Annotated in this window: 14 protein-coding genes; 10 read left to right on the top strand and 4 right to left on the bottom strand. The window is 42.0% G+C overall.

Annotated features, from left to right (window positions below; translation table 11 throughout):
* Positions 1 to 43: 43 nt before the first annotated feature.
* From QZ407_RS10170 to QZ407_RS10140, 7 genes are all read left to right on the top strand, one after another.
* Complete coding sequence (locus QZ407_RS10170) at positions 44 to 1,432, top strand: NADH-quinone oxidoreductase subunit N (protein ID WP_295770499.1); 1,389 nt, start codon at positions 44 to 46, stop codon at positions 1,430 to 1,432.
* Between the two features lie 38 nt (positions 1,433 to 1,470).
* Positions 1,471 to 2,115, top strand: a complete 645-nt coding sequence (locus QZ407_RS10165; protein ID WP_157542747.1) for a DedA family protein — start codon at positions 1,471 to 1,473, stop codon at positions 2,113 to 2,115.
* A 29-nt stretch (positions 2,116 to 2,144) separates the two neighbouring features.
* Entirely contained in the window at positions 2,145 to 2,690 is a 546-nt protein-coding gene (locus QZ407_RS10160) for an inorganic diphosphatase (RefSeq protein WP_295770495.1), read from the top strand.
* 8 nt (positions 2,691 to 2,698) lie between these two features.
* Complete coding sequence (locus QZ407_RS10155; RefSeq protein WP_295770493.1) at positions 2,699 to 4,042, top strand: hemolysin family protein; 1,344 nt, start codon at positions 2,699 to 2,701, stop codon at positions 4,040 to 4,042.
* A gap of 93 nt (positions 4,043 to 4,135) precedes the next feature.
* On the top strand, positions 4,136 to 4,846 hold the full coding sequence (locus QZ407_RS10150; RefSeq protein ID WP_295770490.1) for a 16S rRNA (uracil(1498)-N(3))-methyltransferase: 711 nt from the start codon (positions 4,136 to 4,138) through the stop codon (positions 4,844 to 4,846).
* An 82-nt stretch (positions 4,847 to 4,928) separates the two neighbouring features.
* Positions 4,929 to 5,615 carry a DUF4159 domain-containing protein gene (locus QZ407_RS10145; RefSeq protein WP_295770489.1) on the top strand — a complete coding sequence of 229 codons (687 nt, stop codon included), beginning with the start codon at positions 4,929 to 4,931 and terminating at the stop codon, positions 5,613 to 5,615.
* 30 nt (positions 5,616 to 5,645) lie between these two features.
* Positions 5,646 to 6,440 carry a hypothetical protein gene (locus QZ407_RS10140; protein WP_295770486.1) on the top strand — a complete coding sequence of 265 codons (795 nt, stop codon included), beginning with the start codon at positions 5,646 to 5,648 and terminating at the stop codon, positions 6,438 to 6,440.
* Between the two features lie 71 nt (positions 6,441 to 6,511).
* Here QZ407_RS10140 and QZ407_RS10135 read toward each other — a convergent pair whose 3' ends face one another.
* Complete coding sequence (locus tag QZ407_RS10135; protein ID WP_295770484.1) at positions 6,512 to 8,146, bottom strand: SUMF1/EgtB/PvdO family nonheme iron enzyme; 1,635 nt, start codon at positions 8,144 to 8,146, stop codon at positions 6,512 to 6,514.
* A gap of 222 nt (positions 8,147 to 8,368) precedes the next feature.
* Here QZ407_RS10135 and porV point away from each other — a divergent pair, with 222 nt between their 5' ends.
* The gene (gene porV, locus QZ407_RS10130; protein ID WP_295770482.1) at positions 8,369 to 9,541 is read left to right on the top strand and encodes a type IX secretion system outer membrane channel protein PorV; all 1,173 of its coding nucleotides are present in this window, start codon (positions 8,369 to 8,371) and stop codon (positions 9,539 to 9,541) included.
* On the top strand, positions 9,538 to 10,017 hold the full coding sequence (ispF, locus tag QZ407_RS10125; protein WP_295770480.1) for a 2-C-methyl-D-erythritol 2,4-cyclodiphosphate synthase: 480 nt from the start codon (positions 9,538 to 9,540) through the stop codon (positions 10,015 to 10,017). Before porV ends, ispF begins: the two co-directional genes overlap by 4 nt.
* A 33-nt stretch (positions 10,018 to 10,050) precedes the next feature.
* On the opposite strand, the gene QZ407_RS10120 is transcribed toward ispF, so the two are convergent.
* From QZ407_RS10120 to QZ407_RS10110, 3 genes are all read right to left on the bottom strand, one after another.
* A complete protein-coding gene (locus QZ407_RS10120; protein WP_295770478.1) occupies positions 10,051 to 10,491 on the bottom strand; it encodes a hypothetical protein in 441 nt (146 codons plus the stop codon).
* An 8-nt stretch (positions 10,492 to 10,499) separates the two neighbouring features.
* Positions 10,500 to 13,889, bottom strand: a complete 3,390-nt coding sequence (locus tag QZ407_RS10115; RefSeq protein WP_295770475.1) for a glycosyltransferase — start codon at positions 13,887 to 13,889, stop codon at positions 10,500 to 10,502.
* Positions 13,890 to 13,963: 74 nt separating this feature from the next.
* Complete coding sequence (locus tag QZ407_RS10110; protein ID WP_295770474.1) at positions 13,964 to 14,125, bottom strand: FeoB-associated Cys-rich membrane protein; 162 nt, start codon at positions 14,123 to 14,125, stop codon at positions 13,964 to 13,966.
* A 230-nt stretch (positions 14,126 to 14,355) separates the two neighbouring features.
* Here QZ407_RS10110 and typA point away from each other — a divergent pair, with 230 nt between their 5' ends.
* Positions 14,356 to 16,170, top strand: a complete 1,815-nt coding sequence (typA, locus tag QZ407_RS10105; protein WP_157542736.1) for a translational GTPase TypA — start codon at positions 14,356 to 14,358, stop codon at positions 16,168 to 16,170.
* Positions 16,171 to 16,214 lie beyond the last annotated feature (44 nt).

The raw sequence follows: 16,214 nt of genomic DNA, 5'->3' as shown, positions 1-16,214 counted from the left end.
AACTGACAACTAAACTATTGGAGATTCGAATTTCAGATATACAATGACCACATTAATTATCATAGCCATATTACCCATCGTGTTGCTGTACATTGGCCTCTACAATGCTAATAAATTGCTGCTGCCGGTTACTATTGCCGGTTTGCTGGTGGCATTGGCATCGGCCGTTATGCAATGGAATAACGGAGCATCGGCTATATTCAGCGGCATGATGCTGTTCGATAATTTTTCGGTAGCCTTTTCGGCAATAGCTATATTATCAACCCTGTTAATACTAATGTTATCAAAAGGCTATTTTGAGCGCATAAGCGATAACGTTGCCGAATACATTGCCATTATACTTTTTTCGCTGGCAGGCATTGTTGTTATGGTGTCTTACTATAACCTGGCAATGTTGTTTGTGGGTATCGAAATTATGTCGGTAAGTTTGTATATACTGGCTGGTATTGATAAAAAGAATTTTGCATCAAACGAAGCTGCACTAAAGTACTTTCTGATGGGAGCTTTTTCTACGGGCTTCTTATTATTTGGCATTACGCTTATATATGGTGCAACGCACTCATTTGGTTTGGAGGCTATCCGTAACTGGGCAGTACAACATCCTCGCGGAATTGATCCGCTTTTTCATACCGGTATCATCCTTATAATTGTTGGTCTGTGCTTTAAAGTAGGTGCAGCGCCGTTCCACTTCTGGACGCCTGATGTTTATGAAGGCTCGCCTACATTGATTACTGCTTTTATGTCAACGGTTGTGAAAACTGCGGGTTTTGCGGCATTCCTGCGTTTGTTCAGCGTAAGTTTTGCCCCTATTGCCGAATTTTGGATGCCTACGTTAATGGTAATAACTATCGTTACATTGTTTGTAGGTAACCTTACAGCACTATACCAGCATGGCTTCAAACGTATGTTGGCTTTCTCAAGCATATCGCACGCAGGGTACTTGCTGTTTGCTATTGTGGCGCTAAGTGCTACATCAGGCAATGCAGTTTTTATGTATGCTACAGCTTATTCTATTGCTTCAATAGTAGCCTTTGGCGTATTAATACTGGTTCAGCAGCAGTTAGGCAGCGATAGCTTTGAGTGCTTCAATGGCCTTCACAAACGCAACCCGTTCCTGGCGGCTACTTTAACTATTGCTATGCTGTCTTTAGCTGGTATACCGTTAACCGCAGGTTTCATTGGGAAGTTTTTTATGTTTAGCGGTGCTATGAGTCGTTTTCATTTATGGTTAGTAATCATTGCTGTTATTAACGCCATTGTAAGCATCTTCTACTATTTCAGAGTTATTATTGCCATGTATTTCCGCAATGCCGAGCACGAAGCGCTTACTGTACCGGGGTATTATCAGTTCGTTCTGGGCTTTTCTGCCCTCGTAACGCTAATCATTGGTATTTATCCTGCAATAATTCACAACCTTACATATAACATATAGCAATTGTTATAATATTTGTAGCTTTACAAATATTGTGAATGGAAAATTTCTGGGAGCATCTCCAAAATCTAACGGACGCGCAGTCCATTATTAGCAAAGGTGGTTTCTACCTGTTGCTAATTGTGGTGTATGCTGAAACAGGACTGTTCTTCGGTTTTTTTCTTCCGGGCGACTATCTACTGTTTATGGCCGGCTTGTTTTGTGCAACAGGCCTGCTTGATGTGCCGGTGTATACGCTGGTATTATCATTAATAGCGGCAGGAGTGTTGGGCAATTATACCGGTTACTGGTTTGGCTTTCGTACCGGTCCGTTGATGGAAAACAGAAAAGATACCCTGTTTTTTAAACGGAAACACATAAGTATGGCCCGCGAGTTTTACCAAAAGTATGGTGGTATGGCTCTTGTGTTAGGCCGATTTTTCCCTATAATACGTACTTTTGCGCCTATTTTTGCCGGCGTAGTAAAAGTAGATCTTAAACGGTTTACTTTATATAACTTTGTAGGCAGCATTGCCTGGGTTAGCATTTTAACTTTACTGGGGTATTTTTTAGGTATAAAATATCCGCAGATTAAAAACTATTTACAGTATATTGTAATTGCCTTGATAGTGGTAACAAGCATACCGCTTATAATTGCTTTTGTAAAACGAGGAAAAGGCGAAAACAAAAACGACGAACATTAATTTATTCAATATTCACACTATTTCTACAAATGAGTACACAACACCCCTGGCATCAGGTTACACCGGGAGACAATCTTCCTGAGGTAGTTAATGCCATCATTGAGATTCCAAAAGGTTCAAAGGCAAAATACGAAATTGACAAAGACTCAGGCTTACTGAAATTAGACCGCGTGCTGTTTTCATCAGTAATGTATCCTGCTAACTATGGCTTTATTCCGCAAACTTATTGCGATGATAAAGACCCTCTTGATATTCTGGTACTATGTTCGGTTGACGTTTACCCAATGTCATTGATCGAAGCTAAGGTAATTGGCGTTATGCACATGGTTGATAACGGTGAGCAGGATGACAAGATCATTGCTGTTGCAAAAAACGACATGTCGGTTAACTACATTAACGATTTGAATGAGTTACCTCCGCATACCATGAAAGAGATTGTACGTTTCTTCCAGGATTATAAAAAGCTGGAAGGCAAAAACGTAACCATTGAGCACTTAATGGGCAAACCATATGCGCTTAAGGTAATTCAAGAAAGTTTAGAATTATATAATTCTACTTTCCGTTCGAACCAATAACCCACTACATGGACCCCGAGACGATTGACATAAACGGTTTTCATATATTCCTTACCATATTTCTGGTATTGTTAAATGGTTTTTTTGTTGCCGCCGAATTTGCCATGGTGCGAGTTCGGGGGTCGCAAATTGAGATCCAGGCAAAGGCCGGCAGCAGCATGGCCAAAGTTGCCCGGGGTATAATGCACAACTTAGATGGATACCTGGCTGCTACGCAGTTAGGTATTACCATTGCCTCACTGGGTTTGGGTTGGGCAGGTGAGAGTGTGGTTTCAAATATCATGCTTAAAACATTCTCCATGTTTGGCATGGAGGTAGCGTCTGACCTGGTTAAAAACACCAGCCACGTAGTAGCGTTCTTAACTATCACCATACTTCATATCGTGTTTGGTGAGTTAGCTCCAAAATCACTTGCTATACAACGTTCGGTACGTACAACGCTTGCCGTATCGTATCCAATGCGTTTTTTCTTCCTGGTGTTTCGCCCTGCAATATGGTTGTTAAACAACTTTGCAAACTTTATACTTAAATTATTTGGTATTACTACGGTTCACGGCGAAGAATCGCATCACTCATCGGAGGAACTGCAGTACCTGCTTGAACAAGGTAAAGAAAGTGGAGCGCTTGATTCTGCCGAGCATGAGCTTATTAAGAACGTATTTGACTTTAATGAGCGTGTGGTAAAAAACATCATGGTGCCGCGTACCAAAATTTCGGGTATTGACCTGGCAAGCACTTCTGAGGAAGTATTGGAATGCCTGGTAACCGAAGGTTATTCGCGTATGCCTGTTTACGATGACTCGCTTGATAAAATTGTAGGTATAGTACACGCCAAAGATATTTTGCCTTTACTGGCTCGTAAAGAAGATTTTGATCTGAAAGATATCATTCGCAAACCTTATTTTATTCCTGAAACCAAAAAGATCAATGAGTTGATGGCCGAGCTCAAGCTGCGCCGTATTCAAATAGCCATTGTGTTGGATGAATTTGGTGGTACCGCAGGCATGGTTACCCTCGAAGATATTGTTGAAGAGCTGGTAGGGGAGATACAGGATGAGTTTGACGAAGAAAAGCCTATTGTTGAGAAAGTAAACGACCGCGAGTTCATAGTAAACGCTGTTGCCTCTATTTACGATGTTAACGAAAATTTACCGCATGACTTGCCAGAAGATGGTGACTTTGACACAGTATCGGGCTGGGTAAGCGAAATTTTCGGTAAAATACCAGATGTAGGCGAGCAGCGTGAAGCAAATGGCTATAATATTACGGTATTGCGCAAATCGGAGCAAAACATTGAATCGGTTAAACTTGAATTACTGATTAACGAAGAGGATATGAAAGATGATCATTGATCATCTTTTTTAATTAAGCTGCTGCAAACGCGGAAGAAAAGCTGAGGCTAATCTTCCGCGTTTGTATTTTTGCGGTATTGTAATCAATTGAGCATGCACATATTTTATACACCCGATATTGCTTCAAATGCTACGCACTACATGCTTAGCGAAGAAGAGAGTAAACATGCTATAAGAGTATTGCGCCTGCAGCCTGATGATAAGGTGCAGTTGGTTGACGGTAAAGGAGGTTTTTATACGGCAGGCATTATGGATGCTCATCCAAAAAAAACATTGCTTGTAATTGAAACCAGTGAGCAGGAACATGGTAGGCGCAATCATTATTTGCATATAGCCGTTGCCCCAACTAAAAATATTGAACGTATTGAGTGGTTTTTAGAGAAAGCTACAGAGATTGGAATTGATGAAATATCGCTTATTTTATGTCAGCGTTCAGAACGTAAAGAAGCGAAAGTTGAGCGGCTGGACAAGATAATCACATCAGCCGTTAAACAATCATTGAAGGCCTATCACCCTAAGCTGAATGGTGTTCAGCCATTAAGTAAACTGCTGAGTGCTCCTTTCGAAGGACAAAAGTTTGTTGCCCATTGCTTGCCAGATCAGGATAAGGTAGGCCTTGCTTCCCAGTTGCAGTTACAGGGTAATTGCCTGGTTCTTATAGGTCCTGAGGGAGACTTTACCGAGAAAGAGATTGGCGAGGCTTTGCAAAACGGCTTTAAACCTATAACTTTAGGCGATAGCAGGCTCCGTACAGAAACTGCCGCCTTGGAGGCATGCTTTGAGGTGAATTTTCTTAACAGATAATGATAATGCCAGGCTTGTTATTCACCCTTGTAGCGATTTAGTGGATTTGAATTATTATTCAGAAAGAGAGATAGTAGCATAGATGAAATTTTTAAAGCTTAAACTAAACATCAAATGGTCAGCTTTCATTTTACTTGTGTTAAGCATTGTCTTAAGCAGTTTCACTCCTGTGCCAACCTATACACTTGCGCGGCTTAAATACAATGGAGGCGGCGATTGGTATGCCGATAGAACAGCGTTGCCGAATTTGATTAAATTCTGCAATCAAAACATTAAAACAAACTTTAAGGCCGAGGACGAAACTGTTGAAGCCGGCAGTGCCGAAATTTTCAATTATCCTTTCATCTTTATGACAGGGCACGGCAACGTTATCTTTTCAGATCAGGATGTACGTAATTTACGGAAGTACTTAACAGGTGGTGGCTTTCTTCATATTTGTGATAATTATGGGCTTGATAAGTTTGTACGCCCCCAAATGAAGAAGATATTCCCTGAGCTAACTTTCATTGAGCTGCCATTGAATCACCCCATTTATCATCAAAAATTTGACTTTCCGAACGGACTGCCCAAGGTTCATGAGCATGATAATAAGCGCCCGCAAGGCTTCGGCTTAATTTATAAGGGCCGCCTGGTGTGTTTTTATGATGTTGAATGCGATTTAGGCAACGGTTGGGAAGATTTAGGTACCTACGCTGGTGATAGTCAGGAAACCCGGCTCAAGGCACTGCGGATGGGCGCTAACCTGGTGCAATATGCGCTTACCCAATAAATGGTATAATTTTAGACGAATAAATTAAACATGAAAATATTTACCCAATTTAAGTATACCGTGCTTGTTGTTGGCTTGCTGGCAGCGGTATCATCGTGCCGTACATATGATAACAGTGAGGATGTTACGCCCGTAAACCCTGGTAGTGGCAGCGGAACTGATGATGGTGCTAACAACCAAAACCAAGTGGTTATTACCTTTCCGCGTACAAGTGTTGATATCAACACAACCGATTCGGTAGTTGCAGTTTTAAGCAACGGCAGCAAAACCGTTCGTAAGCGCGCTACAAAAGGTGGTACGTTTTACACCGTATCTTTAAACGGCGTGTCTACTGGTAATTGGAATACTAATATCAAAGTTTACACATCAAATTTAAGGATGTACAGGTTTGAAACAAACTTAAATACAGCCGTTAGCAGCACGTTTGTTGGCCCCACAGGCAGGCTGGTTGATAACTGGAAAACCAACTTGTTTTTACGTAATGCTGATTACGGTATAAGCTTTGCCGTGGCAGCGTTACCAACCGACGCTTACTATGAACTATTTTTGCCGCCAACGCTTGTTGGCTACACCCATGTATACTTTGACCGTTATGTTTACAAGGTTATAAACGGTACAGAAAACGTAGTTAATTACGGCGCGCTGAATTTTAAAGCTGCTGATTACAGAGGCTTTCAATCAAACACAACGGCTTTTGCACCTTTTGCAACCGCGATGAAAGATCAGCCTTGGGATACGGCCGACGTATCATTACAGCTTTATAACGAAGGTTCAAACGCTAACTATAGAATCATTTTCCAGCAAACTATTAAAAACGAGCAATAAGAATAATCGCGTAAAGAAAAGGCGCCTGTTCGGTATGAGCAGGCGCCTTTTTTTATGCAGTCAAAAAATACTTACTTTTTAGGATTGTAGTTTTTAGGTTTTTTAACACTGAAGTGTGCCTTGCCATTAGGATTAATTTCGGGCGCACCAACCATTGTCATCGCGCAGCGGAAGCCAACTTCGGCGCTTGCATCTCCCTGATCCATAAAACGACGGGTTGCTGGGTTAAGCCACATTGCACGGTCATTCCATGAACCACCTTTGTAAACCTTTGATCGGTCGTTTACCAAAGTAGTTACCCCGTAAAGTGTATTATCAGTTGAATCAGCCGCGCCACGCTGATCGTGCTTAAACGGTTTGCCCGATGCTGCAATTGCTGCGGTTGTACCTGCAGCATTGGCTGCCGGCGGGGTTACACTGTTACCACCTTGTTGTTGCGCAGTAAACTCAGCCCACGATAGTTTTTTGTTTGATTTTGCTGCCTCCCTTATAGGGCGGCCATATTTATCTTTGGCGTATAATCCTTTTTCCGGGTCGGCCAGTTTTTTATTAGTCCATTCATTACCACGGAACGGGTTAAAGTCTTCAGCATCCTCAAACGTCATTTGGCGATAGGTGTCGGCGGTCCACTCGTTTACGTTTCCGGCCATGTTGTATAAACCAAAATCGTTGGGTTCGTAAGAGCGTACAGGAGCCGTGATATCAGCCTTGTCATTCAATGATCCGGCTACACCCATGTTATCGCCTGCGCCACGCTTAAAGTTTGCCATAATCATACCGCGGGTGCGTCTTTTTGGCGAGCGTACACCCATGCCATTCCATGGGTAAATTTTTCCATCTTCAATATTTTCATATTGCGTATTACCAGCAAGCCCCATAGCTGCGTACTCCCATTCAGCTTCAGATGGTAAACGGAAAGCCGGTTTCATTATACCATCTTCCATGCGTACGGTACGCGTTGGTTTGCCATTTGCACCCGGCTTAGCCAAAGGATTCATATCGGTCATCATTTTTTTACCGTCAATACCCTGGCCTTTAATTTGTCCGTTAAGGTAAATTTCAGTATCAAATGGTTCGGTAATGCTTGATTTTCCATTAGCACCTGCAGTGCCTGCACCTCCATTGCCTGAGGCATCTTTCCAGCTTGCCAATCTTCCGGTTTCGCGCAAAATGTTCTCGTTCATTTGATTGGTACGGAACACGCAATATTCTTTAGCCTGTTCCCAGGTTACACCCACAACCGGGTAATCCTGAAAAGCAGGGTGCCTTAAATAATTTTCAACGTAAGGTTCATTGTATGATAAAGGCCTGCGCCAAACCAACGTGTCGGGGGTAGCATTATAGTACAACTCCCTGTCGCCCGGAAAAGTAATGCTGATGTAATGCAGGTAATCCAGCCAGTCCTGGTTAGATACCTCGGTTTCGTCCATATAAAATGAACCTACAGTGATACGTCTTTTTACGTTATTATACTCGTAAGCTACATCCTGGTCTGCGCTGCCGCCCCAAACAAAGGTTCCACCTTCAATAGCAACCAGGCCGGGGCCCGGAGCGGGGTGAGTTTGTTTAAAGCGCATATAACCGCCATTGTCTTTGTTATTGTAAACAATACCGGTTTTTTGTGAACGCATGGGCTTACTGCAACTGCCTAATAGTAACCCTACACTTCCCAACAGTAAGGCAGATTTAGTAAAACGCTTGATCATGTTTTTTCCTGACAAAATTGATTAGTAAAAATACAAAATTCTTAAACACTAAATTGTAGCAACTGAGATAAGAGCGGAGGTTAATTAGCCTTTTTTACGTCAGTTTTCAATATTGGTTACACAGCATATAAAATATCTTTAAGCCGCCCGAAATATTTTATCTGTCAAGGCTTTGAACGATAGTTTATATCAAAAATTTACAGCTAATTTGTGGTAATGAAAATGAGTAAGCTAAACGCTTTTTTTATAGTTAGTTGGCTATTGCCGGCCGCGGCTTTTTGCCAGGCAAATAACACTAACACCAATAGCAAGGGCAGCAGTGTAAACGGCATCAATACAGCGGTACCGTTTCTAACCATCGCACCCGACTCGCGCTCAGGAGCTATGGGCGACGCAGGTGTGGCGCTCTCGCCCGATGCTAATGCCAATTACTGGAATCCATCTAAGCTTGCATTTATTGATGATAAAGATAACCTTGCATTATCATACAGCCCCTGGTTACGCAGGCTTATATCAGATGTTAACCTTGCTTACCTGAGCTACGCCCACCAGTTAGACAGTCGTAACACCATAGGCTTATCATTGCGCTACTTTAACTTAGGTAAAATTCAGCTCATTGACGGCTCACAGGCCGACCAGGGTACGTACACCCCTAACGAATTTTCTATCGATGGCTCATTTGCACGTAAGTTTGGTGAAAACTTTTCGCTGGGGTTAACCTTACGGTATATATACTCGGGCTTAACTAATGGGGCAGCGGTTAACGGCTTGCAAACCAAAGCGGGCAACGCTTTAGCTGCTGATGTTTCGGCTTACTATCAAAAGCAAACACAACAATTTGGTAAAGATGCCTTACTGGCATTTGGTGCAAACTTTTCAAACTTGGGAACAAAAATGAGCTACACCGATAACGGAGCAAGCTACTTTTTGCCGGCCAATATGCGCATTGGCGTAGCCGATACCTGGTATTTAGATAAGCTTAACCAATTAACACTTACGCTTGACCTAAACAAGCTAATGGCTCCCACGCCGCCTATACGAAACAGTAATGGCGCAATTATTAGCGGTTATGACGATAACAGATCTGTACCTGCCGGGATATTTGGTTCTTTTGCCGATGCTCCTGGTGGCGTTAGAGAAGAGTTAAAGGAAATTAGCTACGCTGCAGGTGCAGAATATGGCTATAGTAAACAGTTTTTTTTAAGGGCCGGCTATTTTTACGAAAATCCATCAAAAGGTAACCGGCAGTACGCAACAGTAGGTGCAGGGTTTAAGTATGATATTTTCGATATTGATTTATCATACCTGGTGGCTGCGCAACAAAAAAGTGCGTTGGCCAACACACTTCGTTTTACGCTTATTGCTAACTTTGGCGGAAAAAGGAATTTGTTTTGAGTAAAATAAAAGTAGGCTTTGGGTTTGATGTTCACCAGATGAAAGAAGGACATCCGTTTGTAATGGGCGGCGTGCAATTGCCACATCATTCGGGTGCATTTGGCCATTCAGACGCCGATGTGATGGTACACGCCATATGCGACGCTTTGTTAGGCGCAGCAAATCTGCGCGATATAGGCTATCATTTTTCAAATAAGGATGAGCGCTGGCGCGGAATAAGCAGCCTTATTTTGTTACAACATGTAATAGAGCTGTTGAAGGAAAAGGGCTGGAATGTAGGTAACATTGATGCCATGATATGCCTTGAGGCACCTAAAATAAATCCGCATATCCCAGCAATGAAGACAAATATTGCACAGGCCGCCGGTATAAGTGAAGAAGACATCTCTATAAAAGCTACTACAAACGAGCAAATGGGCTTCATAGGCCGTGAAGAAGGTGTGGTGGCTTATGCCGTGTGCCTTATAGAAAAATAACTTTAACAATTTAAACAAAAAGAAGCGGGCAGGCTATTCTACCCGTTTCATTCTTGAAAAAGGGTAGCCATTGCATCCTTTTCTAGGATTTTTACGATCGGCAATGGCTACGGCTTCTGCCGCAACGTTGCTTGTAGCATCAAAAACACTCAAGCAGTAGCCCCACAGCCAAGGCTGCATGTTATCAAACTGCATTAAATCGATACGTGTGTACAAACCACCTTCACCGGGGTTTTTTGCATCATTGCGGGCAATAAGATACTGCTCCTTATAGTTCCATTTGATGATGTGAAATTTGGTACGCGGATGCTGTATCCAAAGCGTATCATTGATGGTGTATTTGATACCGTAATCATCAGTAAAACTCCCTTTAAAAACGCTTACCTTATCAGGGTATGTTGTACCATCAGGCTTGCTACTGCTTAAAGTAAGCGTTGATAATGACAGCAGTATAACGGTTATAAATTTTATCATTTAAGTAATTATTCAGTTTTTGGCTGCGCGGCTTTTACATTACCGGTGCGCTTTAAGTTGCCCCATCCGCTGTGCTGGCCCTTTAAGGCATGCCGCAATGACTTAAATAAAATGTAATACATTAACTGGCGCCATACAAAGCGTTGAGGTATGATGTAAATAAGCTTGCGATAATCTTCTTTTTCCATTTTAAAGGCAATTACAGCCACAAGCAAGTCAATCACTATAAACGCCAGGTAGAAATAAAATATCTTTTCGGGATGATCACTGAACATGCCGCCAATCATCATTAAATCGGCCAGGGGCGAAAACAATGGCAAAATAATTTGGAATACCAGTATGTTAGGCATACCCACCATACCAAAAAACTTGTACCGGCTTCTGAACAACGCATCGCGGTTTTTCCAAAAGCTTTGCATTACCCCATAGCTCCACCTAAAACGTTGTTTAAGCAGCATGTGTATCGTTTCGGGTGCTTCGGTGTAAGCAATTGCTTCTCCGGCGTTGCGTATGATGTAGCCCTGTTTTAGTATGCGCATGGTAAGGTCGCAATCTTCGGCTAGCGTATCGGTGGTAAATCCACCTGCCTTTGCCACCGCCTCTTTACGGAAAGCGCCTATAGCGCCGGGAACCACAGTGATGCTATTGAGCAAATCAAACGCACGGCGGTCCATATTTTGCGCCGTAATGTATTCAATAGATTGCCAGCGTGTAATAATGTTGGTTTCATTACCAACCTTTACAGTACCGGCTACGGCGCCAATCTCTGCATCGGTAAAATAGGCCATGAGGTGTATAATGGCATCATTCTTTAACAAGGTGTCGGCATCAATACATACCACAAACTCATGCCGGGCTTGTGCAATACCAAAATTTAAAGCTGAGGCTTTGCCGCCATTAGGTTTGGTAAGCACACGCACCGCCGGATGATTTTGGTACGCGTTATTTACAATTTCGTACGTTTTGTCTTTTGATCCATCGTCAATAAACAAAATTTCCATTTCAGGATATTCAAGTTGCAATAAGCTTTGAATAGTCTTTACAGCTGTAACCTCTTCATTATAAGCAGGCACGATAATGCTTACCGGGGGAAGCGCAGCAGCATCAACGTCATGATCGGGGTTCTTTTTATTAAGTGCAAACTGACGCAGTGCCAGTATGCCAATGAGTATGATACGACCAACCGCTAGAAATATAGCCGACAAAAAGAGGTAAAGCAAAATCCAGTTGGTGTAAAAAAAGCCAACATTGAACATGTCATACAAACGGCCAGTAACTCCTGAGTCGGCATCGTTTGTTACACGCGGCATTAAATCTTCTTTCTTTTTGTTAAGTACATCAGCAATGGTTGTAAACTCATATTTGTGTACTCCATCATAAGTGTGAGTTTTAAAATACTCAATAATGCGTGGCAGGGCCTTTATAGTTTCCTCCCTACTATCGCCACCGGCATCGTGCAATAAAATCATTGAGCCATTGTTTGCCTGCTTAATAGTACGGGCTACAATGGTATCGGCTGTAACGCCTGGTTCCCAATCATGAGGGTCAATAAATTCACCTATATTAATGTAGTTCTCTTCCTTGCTTTTGGCTACAGGTATAACCTCGGCAATGGTTTGCGGCTCGGCATCAGCATTAAAAGGAGCCCTGAAAAGAACGGTGCTGTGCCCGGTTATAGATTCAATAAGTTTACGGGTGGCATTCAATTCAAAGCTTACCCTTTGTAAACTTATCTGTGAAATATCGGGGTGAAAAAATGTATGGTTCCCAATTTCGTAACCTTCATCAAAAATACGTTTAAGCAGCGGTATGTTTTTTTCGACCATTGAACCCACCACGAAAAACGAACCCGGAACTTTTTCTTTCCTCAGAATATCAATTATACGGGGCGTATAATTGGGGTCAGGGCCGTCATCAAACGTAAGTACAATTTTTCCTGGTGCATAACCATATCGCCTTATTACATACTTGGTAGGTAGTTTAAGGTATTCCTGGTTTGAAAAAGTAAACGTCTTGGCATCAAACTGAACGTTGATTTTACCTGTATCGGGCTGCGTTACCAGGTCAAGTACTTCGCCATCACCCGCATAATCAATACGGTTATTAAGGCCAACCTTATTGGTGAACCAACGGGTATCAACCCCAGTTTTTTTAAGTGAATCTGTAGAAAGGTTTTTGGCAAAAAATCTCCATAAACGTGGGTCTTCTGAGCCCAGCCGCCAAAGGGCCACGCCCCCGGTTGCCCAATCATCGGCCATGCGTATGATGTTGAAATTGGTTACGGCATCGGCAAAGTAGACCGTGTGCTGAAGGGTATCGGTACCCTTATAAGTATACATCAGGTTTGCCGATTCGGGGTCGAAAACAACTTTGCTTTTGTTTTCAGCAGCGGTACTCACTGCCTGCTGATAACCTATTGAGCGGCCGTATTGATTTTCGGGCCAGTCATAACCACCGGCCGCAAAAGTGAGGATGATTTTATTACTTGGAATTTTCTGGCAAACTGCATCCAATTGTTCCTCTACCCAGTGCTGGTGCGAAATATCACCGGCATTGCTACTCTCGTTATGCTGGTCAATAGCCATGGCAAACAGGTAGTCGTTATATTTTTGCAAAAATTGCAGATCGTACTCGTCATCCTCGGGCCAAAAGCTTTGTGTTACCAAAAAGCCCCTGGCATGTAAAGTGGTGTAAAGTTCACGTTGAAAGGAGAGGTAGTCGGCTGATTTGCGATTTTTAATATCATCAAAATTTAAATCAAGCCCGCGAAGATTGTATTGTGAAAGTTTGTCGGCAATGTTGTTAATGAATGCCGTACGCAATTTTTTGTTAGCTATAATGCGCAGAACATCGCGTGTATCAAAACGTCCTTCAGTGTTGCTTAAGTTAATGTAATTGGTAAGCCTTACTATAACCGGTTTTTTGTAGCGCTTGTTGAGGTTTATTAAGCCCGTATCAAGCCTTACCGTAATGGTATCTTTACCGGGTGTAATTGCAAAGCCCTCGCTTACAATCATATCAAGTCGTTTGATATTTTCGGCAAGTGAAAAGTATGCCTGTGGCTCCCAGGCCAGGTAAAACCCTACGTTAATACGGTTGGCGTTGTTAGGGTGCCTGAGTTGATGGCGTTTTAAGGCACGGCGGGTTTCCTCAATGCGGGCTTTTTCAACTTTAAAATCGCGGTATTCTGCCGAGCGTTTAAGTTTATTCAGCTCGTCAGTTGTCAGTTTTTTTTGTGTAGGTACAAGGTTGGGTAAACTAGGGTATTGTTTAGATGTTACCGTAATGGCTGCAGCCACCACACCACTTAAAAGCACGAATATAATAACACGGCTGAGCCATTTAAACTTGTTCCAACGTTTAGGATTATCAGCCTGAAATATCTGTTTATGAGCCATTGGCACTTAATAGGTTTCAGAAAAAGGCAAAGCTAACGGTTTTAGGCAAAACCGCATTAAAAGAAGATGAGTAATTACGAGCGCGGTTTAGCAGTATCGATATTTGAAAAATCGACACCGCATTTACAGTTGGAACCACAGCCTTTTTTTACATACAAACTTTTGTACAACATACGGCCTACATAAAATATAGCAGCAGCAAACAGCAGTATGATTATAAGGGTTTGAAAGCTCATATTACAAAACTAATGATTGTTATATAATGGTAACGTAAAAACTAAATGTAGATTATGGTTACCCGGTATAATTGGTAGTAAGAGCGTTTATCATTAGCTTATTCGTAAATCTGTCAATTTACCTTAACTGCTTGTTTATTAAATATATTCACAAATTTGTAAAAAGCAGTCAAACCTTTTAAATGCAACAAATTAAGCGTATCTTTGCGCAAAATTTAAGAGGCATTTTCATGCAAAATCAAATTCGTAATATTGCTATTATAGCACACGTTGACCACGGTAAAACTACTTTGGTTGATAAAATTCTTCATAGCTGCGCCATTTTCCGCGATAATCAGGAAACTGGTGAGCTTATTCTCGACAACAACGACCTGGAGCGTGAGCGTGGTATTACCATCGTGTCAAAAAACGTTTCTGTTAGGTACAAAGATGTAAAAATCAACATTATTGATACCCCTGGTCACGCCGACTTTGGCGGTGAGGTTGAGCGTGTGTTAAAAATGGCCGACGGCGTATTGCTGTTGTGTGATGCTTTTGAAGGTGCAATGCCTCAAACCCGTTTTGTAACTCAAAAGGCTTTGGCTTTAGGCTTAAAACCTATTGTAGTTGTAAACAAAGTTGACAAAGAAAACTGCCGCCCTGAAGAGGTTTACGAACAAATTTTTGAATTGTTCTTTAACCTTGATGCTACCGAAGAGCAACTGGAGTTTCCGGTTATTTACGGATCATCAAAACAAGGTTGGATGAGCACCGACTGGAAGAAAAAAACTGAGGATATATTCCCATTGATGGATGCTATCCTTGAAAACATTCCACCGGCTCCTTATAATGAAGGTACTTTGCAAATGCAGATTACTTCGTTAGATTATTCGTCATTCGTAGGTCGTATTGCTATTGGCCGTGTTGCCCGTGGTACCATTAAAGAAAACCAACCGGTATCTTTAGTTAAACGCGACGGTTCTATCCAAAAATCACGTATTAAAGAACTTTACACCTTTGAAGGTTTAGGTAAAGTTAAAGCTACACAGGTTAACGCCGGTGATATTTGTGCTGTAGTAGGTATTGAAGGTTTTGAAATTGGCGATACCATTGCTGATTTTGAAAAACCAGAGCAATTAGAGGTTATCAAAATTGATGAGCCTACTATGAACATGTTGTTTACCATCAATAACTCACCTTTCTTTGGTAAAGAAGGTAAATTTGTTACCTCACGCCACGTTCGCGATCGTCTTTACAAAGAGATGGAGAAAAACCTGGCACTTAAAGTAGTTGAAACTGAATCTCCGGACTCTTACCTAGTATACGGTCGTGGTATTCTTCACTTATCAGTGTTAATCGAAACCATGCGTCGCGAGGGTTACGAATTACAGGTAGGCCAGCCACAGGTAATTGTTAAAGAAATTGACGGTGTTAAATGTGAGCCTATTGAGGTTTTAACTGTTGACGTACCTGGTGATGTTGCCGGTAAAGTAATTGAGTTAGTAACTCAGCGTAAAGGCGAGTTGTTAGTAATGGAGCCAAAAGGCGATTTACAGCACTTAGAGTTTGAAATTCCGTCACGTGGTATTATTGGTTTACGTAACAACGTATTAACTGCTACTGCTGGTGAGGCTATCATGGCGCACCGCTTCAAAGCTTACGAGCCTTGGAAAGGTAATATTCCTGGCCGTGCCAATGGTGTATTGGTATCAATGGAAACTGGCAAAACAACTGCATTCTCTATTGATAAATTACAAGATCGTGGTCGTTTCTTCGTTGATCCGGGTGTTGATATTTACGAAGGTCAGATTCTTGGCGAGCACATCCGTGATAACGACTTAGTTGTAAACTTGGTAAAAGGTAAACAATTAACCAATATGCGTGCATCAGGTAGTGATGACAACGTTCGTATTGCACCGGCTATCAAATTCTCATTAGAAGAGTCAATGGAGTACATACAGGCTGATGAATACATTGAGGTTACGCCGCAGAGCATGCGTATACGTAAAATTTACTTAACTGAAAACGAACGTAAAATAAACGCTAAAAAGTTTGTTAATCAATAAGCATTAACTAGCATATAAAACGACGAAACCCCGGCAATAGTCGG

It is taken from the genome of uncultured Mucilaginibacter sp. (genome assembly GCF_913773635.1).
Taxonomy (GTDB): Bacteria; Bacteroidota; Bacteroidia; order Sphingobacteriales; family Sphingobacteriaceae; genus Mucilaginibacter.
The sequence above is the reverse complement of the archived record's forward strand: the minus strand, read 5'-3'. Positions and strand labels throughout refer to the sequence as shown.

Coding starts and splice junctions, on each gene's coding strand:
- QZ407_RS10170 (WP_295770499.1), top strand. CDS start 44: ATGACCACATTAATTATCATAGCCATATTACCCATCGTGTTGCTGTAC.
- QZ407_RS10165 (WP_157542747.1), top strand. CDS start 1,471: ATGGAAAATTTCTGGGAGCATCTCCAAAATCTAACGGACGCGCAGTCC.
- QZ407_RS10160 (WP_295770495.1), top strand. CDS start 2,145: ATGAGTACACAACACCCCTGGCATCAGGTTACACCGGGAGACAATCTT.
- QZ407_RS10155 (WP_295770493.1), top strand. CDS start 2,699: ATGGACCCCGAGACGATTGACATAAACGGTTTTCATATATTCCTTACC.
- QZ407_RS10150 (WP_295770490.1), top strand. CDS start 4,136: ATGCACATATTTTATACACCCGATATTGCTTCAAATGCTACGCACTAC.
- QZ407_RS10145 (WP_295770489.1), top strand. CDS start 4,929: ATGAAATTTTTAAAGCTTAAACTAAACATCAAATGGTCAGCTTTCATT.
- QZ407_RS10140 (WP_295770486.1), top strand. CDS start 5,646: ATGAAAATATTTACCCAATTTAAGTATACCGTGCTTGTTGTTGGCTTG.
- QZ407_RS10135 (WP_295770484.1), bottom strand. CDS start 8,146: ATGATCAAGCGTTTTACTAAATCTGCCTTACTGTTGGGAAGTGTAGGG.
- porV (WP_295770482.1), top strand. CDS start 8,369: ATGAGTAAGCTAAACGCTTTTTTTATAGTTAGTTGGCTATTGCCGGCC.
- QZ407_RS10120 (WP_295770478.1), bottom strand. CDS start 10,491: ATGATAAAATTTATAACCGTTATACTGCTGTCATTATCAACGCTTACT.
- QZ407_RS10115 (WP_295770475.1), bottom strand. CDS start 13,889: ATGGCTCATAAACAGATATTTCAGGCTGATAATCCTAAACGTTGGAAC.
- QZ407_RS10110 (WP_295770474.1), bottom strand. CDS start 14,125: ATGAGCTTTCAAACCCTTATAATCATACTGCTGTTTGCTGCTGCTATA.
- typA (WP_157542736.1), top strand. CDS start 14,356: ATGCAAAATCAAATTCGTAATATTGCTATTATAGCACACGTTGACCAC.